The sequence below is a fragment of the Chlorobiota bacterium genome (assembly GCA_016700335.1).
In the GTDB taxonomy this organism is placed as follows: domain Bacteria; phylum Bacteroidota; class Ignavibacteria; order OLB7; family OLB7.
In genome coordinates this window covers 1,697,202-1,709,091 of record CP065014.1, presented here as the reverse complement: position 1 = coordinate 1,709,091, position 11,890 = coordinate 1,697,202, and the positions used below count along the sequence as shown (strand labels likewise).

Below are 11,890 nucleotides of genomic sequence, written 5' to 3'. Positions count from 1 at the left end.
AATTTTATTGTCTCCACTATTTGTTTGGCTACTTTTAAGTGGTGATAGTATTTATGTTCAAATTGCATCATTAGTATTTTTAATAGCTGTTATAACTGATTGGTATGATGGTTGGTATGCAAGGAAATACAATGCTTCTAGTAGATTTGGAGTTTTTTTTGACCCTTTAGCAGATAAAGTTTTAACTGGATCTGCCTTATTTGCTTTTACTTTTTTAGGTGTAATTTCTTTTTGGGGTGTATTTGTTATTACATTTAGAGACGTTTATGTAACTGTGTTAAGGATTATTGCAGAAAAAAAAAATTTACCAGTGAAAACATCATTATTAGCAAAATGGAAAACTGCACTTCAATTTGTTTTTATCTGGTATTTAGTATTAGTTTTTACAATCAAATCAAGTGTTAGTATCCAAAAATTAATTTCAGTCTCCGATACAACATTTTTATTTTCTAAATGGATTTTAGATTACTCAATGTTTTTATTGTTGTTGTTATCGGTTATAACTTCAATTCAATATACAATTGATAATAAGATGACTATAAAATCTCTATTCAATTATCAATAATTATGATTAGGTTGCTTAAAAAACCTGAATTTAAAATTTCAGTTGTAGGTTTGAACAAAGATGGTTTAAATTATTTAGAACAAATATTTTTAAGTTTTTTTTTCACTGGTTTATCTCCAATTGCTTCAGGTACAATCTCTAGTATTTTAGCATGTCTTATTTATTATTTTCCACTTGGAAGAAATTTTTATTTTTTAATATTTTTATCTTTATCAACATATTTGTTAGGTATTAAGCCATCTCAAAAGGCAGAAAAATTTTTAGGTAAAGATCCAAGTTTTGTCACTATTGACGAAGCCAGCGGAATGTGGTTAACAATGGCTTCACCTTTTATTATTGCTAACATCTATTATGTATTTATATGTTTTGTTTGTTTTAGGTTTTTTGATATTGTGAAAGTTTTCCCTTCAAATTATTTTGATAAAAGAAAAGGGGGTTTTGGTATAATGACAGATGATATTTTTGCAGGTATATATGCCAACATCTGTTCACATTTAATTTGGATAGGTTTAAGCTGGTTCCCAATTTTTAAACATTTCTTTAATAATTAATATGACATTTACTGAAAGAATAAATGAAGATTTGAAATTTTCTATGAAAGCTCAGAATAAAGAAAGAACTGAAACATTAAGGTCTTTAAGGTCAGCAATGATTGAGCTTTCTAAAACTGGCAAGAATGTATCTTCTGACGATGAAATGAAGGCAATTTTAATTCAAGCTAAAAGAAGAAGAGATGCGTACGATGCATTTATTAGTGCAGGAAGGGAAGATTTAGTAAATAAAGAAAAAAATGAACTTTTAATTATTGAAGAATATCTACCTTCACAACTTACTGAAAGTGAGATTAGATCTGAAGTTGAAAGTATTATAAAAAATTTAAATGTATCCGGAATTGATTCTTTTAAGCTTGTTATGCCATTAGCTGTTTCAAAAATGAAGGGTAGGGCTAGTGGAAGTGTAATTCAATCTATTGTTAAAGAATTATTGTCATAAATTAAATCAAATAATAAAAATTAATAAACAAAATTTTAAACTATGCCAAAAAGAATTATAGTTGGGAATTGGAAAATGAATTTAAACCTAACTGAAAGTATTAAACTTGCTGAAGGAATTAAAAAACTTATTGTTAAGTTGAATCTACCTGATGATATTGATGTAGTAATTTGTCCTCCAAGCATTTCTTTATTCCCAGTTGTGAATGCTATTGTTGGAAGCCCTATTTCGTTGGGTGCACAAAATATGCATTACGAAAAATATGGTGCTTTTACAGGTGAAATTTCTGGTGAAATGTTAACTTCTGTTGGTTGTGAATATGTAATTTTAGGACATTCTGAAAGAAGAGGATTATTTGGTGAAGATGATGCATTTATTAATAGTAAAGTTTTATCTGCCATTCAAAATGGCTTAACTCCGATATTATGTGTTGGTGAGAGTTTAGAAGAACGAAATGCTATGCATCATCAACAAATAATTAGACAACAACTAGAACTTGGATTATCTGGAGTTAAAAATGAAGATTTAGAAAACATTGTGATTGCTTATGAACCAATTTGGGCTATTGGAACTGGAAGAAATGCAAGCCCTGACCAAACTGAAGAAATTCACAAATTGATTAGAGATGTGTTAACTACTTTATATGGAAATGACGCCTCAGAGATTCCAATCTTATACGGCGGAAGTATGAAACCTGATAATGCTAGAGATATATTAGCTCAACCTAATGTTAATGGAGGCTTAATTGGTGCTGCTTCGTTAAAAGCTGAGCCTTTTATTGAAGTTGTTAGGTTTTTGTTAGGGTAATTTAACTTCAATTTTAAATTCGTTAAATAATATTAACTTCAACATAATTTTTTGATATTTTTCTTTTAGAAATTATATACCAATTCTTTAATAAACTTGATAGAAGATTTAAAGAAAAAAAGAAATTTAAATCTCATCTTCCGGTAATATCTGTAGGTAATTTATCCGTAGGCGGTTCTGGGAAATCTCAGCTTGTTATTTGGTTGATAAAATCTCTTCAAACTGATTTTAATATTCTTGTACTTACGAGAGGGTTTAATAGAATTTCTAAGTTAGATTTGAGTTCTAAAAAACAAGCACTTACTGTTGAAAATTTTGGAGATGAACCTGTTATGATTTCTAATTATTTATCAAATGGTGAAATAATTGTTTCAAAAAATAGAACTAATTTCCTAATACAAAATCAAGATTCTTATAAAGGATTTATTGTGATATTAGATGATGGTTATCAGCATTATAGATTAGAAAGGGATTTAGATATTTTAATTGTAGATGATGAAACTTCAAAATCAAATAGAACATTGCCAGTAGGCAAATTGAGAGAAAAACCAGAAGAAATTATTAGAGCTAATGTTGTACTATATACTTCCATTAATTCTTACAATTATGCTCGTCAATTCGCAAGTCCTGAAGCAAAATTCTTTGATGTTAAATTTCTAATTGATTCCATTTATAATTATAAAAATGAGGTTGTATTATTAGATAATAAATATAAAAATTTATTAGTAACAGGAATTGCTAATCCTCATAGAGTTTTAAATAGTTTAAAAGAATTCGGTGTAAATATTAATGAGTTTATTGAATTTAATGATCATCATAATTATACAGAAAATGATGTACAAAATTTATTAAAAAAAAATTTTGATTTTATTTTAACTACTGAAAAAGATTTTGTAAAACTGAAAGAATTTGATTCAATAATAAATAGATTGCTATTTATAAAAATGAAAACTATTATTAATGATGAAATAAAATTATTGGAATTTGTAAAGAAAAAAATTAATGATAAGCAATTAAAATGATTATTGGAATTTCTAAAGGGAGTGGTCATCCTAAATATAAAAATTATAGTAATTGGATCTCCAAAGATAGAGCTGACGTTATGACAATTGACTTAAGCGAATCTGAAAATAAATTTGAAAATCTTAAATTTATTGATGGATTAATTCTTACTGGTGGACCTGATGTAAATCCGAATTTGTATGAGTCTCCAGATTTAATGGATAAATGTGATTTAGTTGATATGATGAGAGATGATTTTGAATATAAATTAATTGAATTTGCCGAAGAAAATAATATCCCAATTTTAGGTATTTGTAGAGGCTTACAAATTTTAAATGTTTATTATGGTGGTTCATTAATTCCTCATATACCTGAGGTAGTTTCAGAGAATATTCATTCGAAAAATAATAATCAAGATAATTATCACCAGATAGAAATTCAACCAGGAACATTATTGTACAAAACTATTAATGAATTTAGTGGAGAGGTTAACTCAGCACACCACCAATCTGTTAATAAACTTGCAAATGGATTTATTGCTTCAGCAAAAAGTAATGACGGAATTGTTGAAGCTATTGAAAAATTAGATCCAAATTCAAAACCTTATTTGCTGGCAGTACAATGGCACCCTGAAAGAATGATTAACCAAGAAAGTTCTTTTACAAAAAATATAAAAAATCGATTTTTATTAGAAGTTGAAAGCAAGATAATTTTCAATAGTTAATCTATTGTTTACTAATGAAAAAATTAAGTTTAGTTATTTTTATTTGCATGTACCCCATTTTAGTTTTTTCTCAACCCGAACTAGATAACTCAAGGTATAAGCTTGCAAATAGCTACGAAAATTTAGGAGATACTAAAAATGCAGCTCGTATTTATAAAGAACTTTATGATTTAGATAAGAACTCAGATGAATTATATGAAGATATATATAGAACTTTTTCTCAAAATAACTCACTCGCCGATTTATTAACAATTACTCGTGAAAGATTTTTCTTAAAACCAAATAATTTTTTGCTAACACTTAGATTTGCTGATATTTTATATAGAAATAATCTTAAAGATTCTTCAAATTTCTACTTCGATATTGCAATAAAACAAAACCCACAAAAGTCCGGTAATTACTTAGCAGTAGCAGAAGCTCAAGCAGGATTAACTCTTTACCAAAATGCTATTAATACAATTATTCAAGGTAAAAAGTACTTTGTTTCGAATTCTGAATTTTCTGATGTTCTAGGCAAATATTATGCAAAGATTTCTAAAAATGAAGAATCAATTTTATCTTTTATAGACTATGTAACTGAAAATCCAAATCAAGTTAATTATGTAATTAATCAGTTATCATTTTTTACTGAATCTGATACATTTAATAAAACCTGCATTTCAATATTAAAAAACAAAATTGAAGGCCAAGTTGCAATTAACGAATTAACTCAAATTATAATTTGGTTGTATTCTGAAATACAAGACTTCGAGAATGCTTTCACTTATGTGGTTAGAAATGACAAAGCAACAAATTCCAATGGCTCTAAAATTTATTCTTATGCTAATAAAATGTATCAAGAATCAAAATATGATGAATCGTTAAGAACTTACAAATATATTATAGATAACTATGAAAAAAATAATCCATTAAATCAATCATCAATTTATGGTTATGTAAATTCTCTTGAGAAAAAATATAAAAGTTGTAAAATAATTTCATTGAAAGATGCTAATGATTTGATAGATAGATACAAACAAATTGTTTCTGACAACAAAGGTTCTTTTGTTGCTGGTGAATCATTAGTTAAGTTATCTGATATTACTTCTAAAGTTTTAAAAAATTATAATCTGGCAATAAATAATTTGCAGATTGTTTTAGATGAATATCCAAAAAGCAAATCAATCTTTGAGGCAAATTTAAAATTAGGTGATGTATATTTAATACTAGGAGATACATCAAAAGCTGCAATTTATTATAATAAAGTTATTTCCGAAAAAAGTAGTGGATTAAATTATGCAACTAAATATAAGGAAGAAGCAACATTAAAAATTAATATGCTGCTATATTATCAATGCAGGTTTGATGAAGCTCTAGCAGGATTCACAGAAATTTCTAACAACCCAAAGTTGGATATAACAAACGATGCAATTGAAAAATTATATTTAATTCAAGATAACTTAAATCAAATTCCAGAAGCATTAAAACATTTTTCTAAAGGGGATTTTTATTATATACAAAATAAGTATATTGATGCATTGTCAGAATACCAATTATGTTTTAATCTATCAAAAAAAGAAAATATTGGTGTAGATGCATTAATAAAAAAATCAGATATATTTTTAGAATTAAATCAAATTGATTCTGCATTATTTATTCTAAAATTTATTAAAATAGAGTTTCCAAATTCTCAAAATCTAGATCTAATATATTTTAAAAGTGGAGAAATTTATGAAGAAAAATTTAACAACAAAAATGAAGCAATTTCAAATTATATGCAAATTCTAACTGAATTTCCGAAATCTACTTTAATTAATAAATCGAGACAGAAAATTAGAAATTTAAGAGGTGATAAAAATTAAAAAAATGTAAGAAAAATTTTGATCAATATTAATTTTATCTTTTGAAATTTGTATTTATCCAATAATTGGAATTTTTGTTTAAAATAGTTGGTATAATTTTTTTATCTTTGCATAATAATTTATGGCGGGTATAGCTCAGTTGGTTAGAGCGTCTGTTTGTGGCACAGAAGGCCGTGGGTTCAAGACCCACTACTCGCCCTAATTTAATTCAGCTTTGATTTTACATCAAGGCTTTTTTTTTTAAATCTATGGGGTTAATCGAAGAAAAACATAAAATAAATGCTGAAAAAGTTTTATTTGCAAAAAATTTTAAAGGTCTTGTTCAATCATTAGATTCTCTAATAGGTAAAACTGTTAAAGAAATAATAACAATTGATGAAATAAAATATTCAATATTAATATTTAATGATAATACTTTTATTTTTCATAAAAACAATTCAAATCCAGATCCAAAGGATTTGATTTATTCACTTCTAATTTTATCAAAAACATATTTATATGAAGTCTATAAAAATGAATTTGATGAATTTATTGATATGATTCAAAAAGATATTGAGTTAACAAGAATTTCAAGACAAGAAAATATATTAGGAGCAATTAAAACTAACATTGATAAAATTCCAGAACTTTTTGTTTTGATACCAGAATTATTAGAGAAATTATCAGAAAATAACTTTGATAATTGTACAACTAAAAATGAAAATAATTTAAAGTAATTCAAGAATAAATGAATGAAAATAATTTAGAAATTCAAAGAAGATTAGAAAATGAAGCACGGTTTCATGATGTTTCTTTTACAACAGATTTAAGGCAAAAAGCAGATAAATTTTATTCTATTGTAACAAACTCGAGGGACTATTATTCAAAATTAATCAATGAAAATATTAAAGGTAAAAAATGCCTTGAATATGGCTGTGGAACAGGCTCTTATGGTTTTGGACTTGCCAAAGAAGGTGCTGATGTAACTGGAATTGATATTTCTCCTATAGCAATTGAAGTTGCAAAAGAAATTGCAGATAAACAAGGCTTGAATAACCAAACTGAATTTTTAGTAATGAATGCTGAAGATTTAAAATTCCCTGATGAAACTTTTGATTTGATTTGTGGTACTGGAATTATTCACCATCTAAATTTAGAAAAAAGTTTTTCAGAAATTAAAAGGGTTCTTAAAAAAAATGGGAAGGCGGTTTTCTCTGAACCTTTAGGACACAACCCAATAATTAACTGGTACAGAAATAGAACACCAGAAATGAGAACTGAAGATGAACATCCTTTGTTGATTAAAGACATTGAATTTGCAAAAAAATATTTTAAGAAAGTTGATGTAAAGTATTTTCATATTTTATCTTTAGCTACTGTACCATTTAGAAATACTTTTCTTTTTAAACCATTATATTTTTTAACTGAATTAATTGACAAAGTTTTAATGACAATAATACCCCCTTTAAAAAGTTGGGCTTGGATGTGTAATATTGAGTTAAGTAAGTAAATTTTAAACTAATTAACTATAAATAAAAGTAAAATATTTAGTAATAAATTAAATTCTATGTATAATAAATTAAAGCCTTTTTTAAAAACTGAATTGGATTCAATTAAATCTGCTGGCTTATATAAAAACGAAAGAGTAATAACTTCAAAACAAAGCCCTGAAATTACTATTTCTGGAAGTAACACTACATTATTAAACTTTTGTGCAAACAATTATCTTGGTTTATCTTCTCACCCAAATGTAATTTCAGCTGCTGTTAAGGCGTTAAATACACACGGTTATGGAATGTCATCAGTAAGATTTATTTGTGGTACTCAAGATATTCATAAAGAGTTAGAATCTAAAATCTCTAAGTTCCATGGATTGGATGACACAATACTCTATGCTGCTTGTTTTGATGCCAATGGTGGTGTTTTTGAACCACTTCTAAGTGATAATGATGCAATTATTTCAGATGCTTTAAATCATGCATCAATTATTGATGGCGTTAGGCTTTGTAAAGCAAAAAGATATAGATATGAAAATGCTAATATATCTGATTTAGAAACTCAATTAATTCAGGCAGATAATGATGGTTGCGTTCAAAAACTTATTGTAACTGATGGAGTATTTTCAATGGATGGTGTTATTGCTCCAATTGATCAAATATGTGATTTAGCAGATAAATATAACGCATTAGTTATGGTTGATGAATGTCATGCTGCTGGTTTTATGGGTAAGACAGGAAGAGGGGCTACTGAACATTGTAATGCATTAGGTAGAGTTGATATTATTACTGGAACTTTAGGAAAAGCACTTGGTGGTGCAATTGGTGGTTATACTTCTGCTAGAAAAGAAATTATTGATATGCTAAGGCAACGTTCAAGACCATATTTGTTCTCAAATACTTTACCTCCTATGGTTGTTGGTGCTAGTATTGCAGTACTAGATTTAATTTCAGATTCAACTGAACTTAGAGATAAATTAGAAGCGAATACAAAATATTTTCGTGAGAAAATGATGAATGCAGGACTTGACATAAAGCCTGGAGTTCACCCTATAGTTCCTATAATGCTATATGATGCTAAGTTAGCTCAATTGTTTGCAGAAAAACTTTTAGCCTTAGGTATTTATGTTATTGGTTTTTTCTTTCCTGTTGTCCCTAAAGGTGGTGCTAGAATTAGAGTACAAATTAGTGCTGCTCATACTAAAGATCAATTAGATAGAGCTATTGATGCATTTACTAAAGTTGGTGTTGAATTGGGGGTTATTAAGTAATTAGTTAAGTGTGATATATGATTTTTTTGAATTGATTTATTGATTAAAATTTTTTTTAAAAGTCTTTACAAATAATAATGCAATAAATTATTAGCTTGGCTTAATGATTAGGATTGATTAATCTAATAACTTTACTTAACTTGAAACTGACTCCTACACAAAATCTACATAGATAAATTTTGCCAATACACTGACAAACTTTTCAGACATTAAAAAGTATATAAGCAATTTAAAACATACTTATAAAAAAGAGTAAATGGAAATTATTGAATTGAAACCAAGAAAGGCTCTAAACAAAGCCTTTTTAAAAGTCAAGCCTAATAGGTCTGAAATTGAAGGTTTCAAAACCAATCTTATCCAGTTACTCGACAGGACAAATGACACCGAAAGCGAAGAGTTTCATAAAAACCTTGTCATTGACTTTTTAAAGAAAACTTATTATGACCCAAACCATTTTATAAATACCAAAGGTCGAAACGACCTTGTTATTCATAATGGAAATAACGCAAGTAGTTCTGTCGGGGTAATCATTGAAGCAAAAAAGCCGACAAACAAATCTGAAATGATAACCACTAAAAAACTGAACGCTAAAGCGTTTCAGGAATTAGTGCTTTACTACTTGCGAGAAAGAATAACAGATAAAAACCTTGAAGTAAAATACTTGGTGGCTACCAACATAAACGAATGGTTCATTTTTGATGCTACTTTATTCGACAGGCTCTTTGCTCAAAACAAAAACCTTGTAAAACAATTCAATGACTTTGAAGGTGGGCGTTTGGCAGACACCAAAACCGATTTTTTCTACAAACAAATTGCAGAACCTTTCATTGCCGACATCAAAACAGAAATTGAATTTACATACTTCGATTTACAAGAATATCAAAAACCACTTCGCAACTCTGACAAGGCAGACGACAACAAACTCATTGCGTTATTCAAACTTCTTTCAGCGGAGCATCTTTTAAAACTTCCTTTTACCAACGACAGCAACAGCCTTGACAAAAGGTTTTACAGCGAGTTATTACACATCATTGGTTTGACAGAAACCAAAGAAGGAAGCAAAAAACTAATTGAAAGAAATAAAGAAGGCGAAAGAAATTCAGGAAGCATTCTCGAAGATGCAATCATTCAGCTTGACAGTTTAGACAAAATAAACCGATTAGACAGACCAAGCCAATTTGGAAATACTCAACAAGAACGCTTATTCAATGTAGGACTTGAATTAAGCATTACTTGGATAAACAGAATTTTATTTCTCAAATTATTAGAGGCTCAGTTAATCACTTATCACAAGGGCGACAAATCGTATTCGTTTTTAAGTTTGGACAAAATCAAAAACTATGACGACCTAAACAGCTTGTTTTTTCAGGTCTTGGCTCGTAAATATGACGACAGAAACCAAGATGTAAAAAAGACATTTGAAAAAGTTCCTTACTTAAACAGTTCGCTATTTGAGCCGACAGAAATTGAACAAGTAACTTTATTCATCAGCAATTTAAAAGATGATAAAAAGATTCCTGTTATTTCATCAACCGTTCTCAAAAACGACCAAGGCAAAAAACGAACAGGAAATTTAACAACCTTAGAATATTTATTTGACTTCTTAAACGCTTACGACTTTACAAGTGAAGGTTCGGAAGAAATACAAGAAGATAATAAATCACTCATTAACGCTTCTGTTCTTGGTTTAATCTTCGAGAAAATAAACGGCTACAAAGACGGTTCATTCTTTACGCCAGGTTTCATTACAATGTATATGTGCTGTGAAACTATCCGCAAAGCGGTGGTTCAAAAATTCAACGAAACAAAAAAATGGAATTGCAAAGACATTGAAGAACTCTACGATAAAATTGAAGACCGAAAGGAAGCCAACAAAATAGTAAACAGCATCAAGATTTGCGACCCTGCCGTTGGTTCAGGGCACTTTTTAGTTTCGGCACTTAATGAAATGATTGCCGTTAAAAACGACTTGAAAATTCTGCAAGACCGTGACGGAAAACGCCTGAAAGAATATCAAGTTGAAGTTGTAAATGATGAGCTAATTGTAACAGACGAAGAAGGTGAACTTTTCGACTACAACCCTACAAATAAAGAAAGTCAGCGAATACAAGAAACCCTTTTTCACGAAAAGCAAACTATAATTGAAAATTGCCTTTTCGGTGTGGACATCAATCCAAACTCCGTAAAAATTTGTCGTTTGCGTTTGTGGATTGAGTTATTGAAAAACGCTTATTACAAAACCGACATAGCCCACGGTTTAAACCGTGGGCTATGGGAATTAGAAACATTGCCAAATATTGACATCAATATAAAATGCGGAAACTCTTTAGTAAGCCGTTTTGCCATTGATGCTGATTTGAGCCAAGCACTCAAAAAGAGTAAGTGGTCTATTGATAGTTACAGAATTGCAGTTGACACTTATAGGAATGCTGAAAGCAAAGAACAAAAAAGAGAAATGGAAAAACTGATTACCGACATTAAATCGGATTTCAGAAGCGAAATTTCTTTGAATGACCCTAAAGTAAAAAAGCTTCAAAAACTTACAGGTGATTTATTTCAATTGATAAATCAAGTTCAAATTTTTGAAATGAGCAAAAAGGAAAAAGCTGATTGGAATAAAAAAGTATCGCAACTAACCGAAGAAACCCAAAAATTAGAAACCGAAATTGAAGAAATAAAAGCGAACAAAATATTTGAGAACGCTTTTGAATGGCGTTTTGAATTTCCCGAAGTGCTGAATGATGAAGGCGATTTTGTGGGTTTTGATGTGGTGATTGGGAATCCGCCATATGGTGCATTATTCAGTGAAAAAACGAAAGTCTCATAAAAAGTAATTATCAGTTTTGCGATTATCAATTTGATATTTATATGACTTTTTTTGAACGTTCATATAATTTAAAAGACCTTTCAGAACTATGTTTTATTGTTCCAAATACTTGGTTGCTTAACTTTAAACGCCAAATCCTATCGTTTAGTTTCTTGTTTTAACACACATAATTTTAGATGCATATAATTTCAACATATTTGAAGAAGCCACAGTAAGAAACTATAATTTCCAAGTCACAAAAAACCGAAAATGATATAACATTGGTTCAAAGACCGTTCAAATTATTTTTAAAAAGAATTTAATAGAAAACCAATTTGCAAAAAAGAAATTTCTGAAAATTATAAAAATTAAGATTAGATTTATCTTTCAGACTTTGCTTCAAAGA

The 11,890-nt window shown here is 28.6% G+C and carries 11 protein-coding genes and 1 tRNA gene; all 12 read left to right on the top strand.

Translation table 11 applies throughout. The features are described from left to right. The first annotated feature begins 7 nt into the window (after positions 1-7). Positions 8-565 (top strand): CDP-alcohol phosphatidyltransferase family protein, encoded by a 558-nt coding sequence (locus tag IPP08_06990; GenBank protein ID QQS65532.1) that lies wholly within the window; start codon positions 8-10, stop codon positions 563-565. A 2-nt stretch (positions 566-567) separates the two neighbouring features. Next, positions 568-1,116 carry a phosphatidylglycerophosphatase A gene (locus IPP08_06985; GenBank protein ID QQS65531.1) on the top strand — a complete coding sequence of 183 codons (549 nt, stop codon included), beginning with the start codon at positions 568-570 and terminating at the stop codon, positions 1,114-1,116. Position 1,117: 1 nt separating this feature from the next. Next, positions 1,118-1,558: a GatB/YqeY domain-containing protein gene (locus tag IPP08_06980; GenBank protein QQS65530.1), complete on the top strand. Its 441-nt coding sequence runs from the start codon at positions 1,118-1,120 to the stop codon at positions 1,556-1,558. 42 nt (positions 1,559-1,600) lie between these two features. Continuing rightward, on the top strand, positions 1,601-2,365 hold the full coding sequence (locus IPP08_06975) for a triose-phosphate isomerase (GenBank protein QQS65529.1): 765 nt from the start codon (positions 1,601-1,603) through the stop codon (positions 2,363-2,365). Between the two features lie 56 nt (positions 2,366-2,421). Further along, entirely contained in the window at positions 2,422-3,387 is a 966-nt protein-coding gene (lpxK, locus tag IPP08_06970) for a tetraacyldisaccharide 4'-kinase (GenBank protein ID QQS67847.1), read from the top strand. Then, on the top strand, positions 3,384-4,091 hold the full coding sequence (locus IPP08_06965) for a gamma-glutamyl-gamma-aminobutyrate hydrolase family protein (GenBank protein QQS65528.1): 708 nt from the start codon (positions 3,384-3,386) through the stop codon (positions 4,089-4,091). The genes lpxK and IPP08_06965 overlap by 4 nt, the downstream gene beginning before the upstream one ends. 14 nt (positions 4,092-4,105) lie before the next feature. After that, positions 4,106-5,932 (top strand): tetratricopeptide repeat protein, encoded by a 1,827-nt coding sequence (locus IPP08_06960; GenBank protein ID QQS65527.1) that lies wholly within the window; start codon positions 4,106-4,108, stop codon positions 5,930-5,932. 124 nt (positions 5,933-6,056) lie between these two features. Next, a tRNA-His gene (locus IPP08_06955) sits at positions 6,057-6,130 on the top strand. Between the two features lie 50 nt (positions 6,131-6,180). Further along, on the top strand, positions 6,181-6,648 hold the full coding sequence (locus tag IPP08_06950; protein QQS65526.1) for a hypothetical protein: 468 nt from the start codon (positions 6,181-6,183) through the stop codon (positions 6,646-6,648). An 11-nt stretch (positions 6,649-6,659) separates the two neighbouring features. Continuing rightward, positions 6,660-7,421: a class I SAM-dependent methyltransferase gene (locus IPP08_06945; GenBank protein ID QQS65525.1), complete on the top strand. Its 762-nt coding sequence runs from the start codon at positions 6,660-6,662 to the stop codon at positions 7,419-7,421. Positions 7,422-7,478: 57 nt separating this feature from the next. Further along, positions 7,479-8,678, top strand: a complete 1,200-nt coding sequence (gene kbl / locus IPP08_06940; protein ID QQS65524.1) for a glycine C-acetyltransferase — start codon at positions 7,479-7,481, stop codon at positions 8,676-8,678. Positions 8,679-8,934: 256 nt separating this feature from the next. Further along, the gene (locus tag IPP08_06935) at positions 8,935-11,505 is read left to right on the top strand and encodes a class I SAM-dependent DNA methyltransferase (GenBank protein ID QQS65523.1); all 2,571 of its coding nucleotides are present in this window, start codon (positions 8,935-8,937) and stop codon (positions 11,503-11,505) included. Positions 11,506-11,890: the final 385 nt, after the last annotated feature.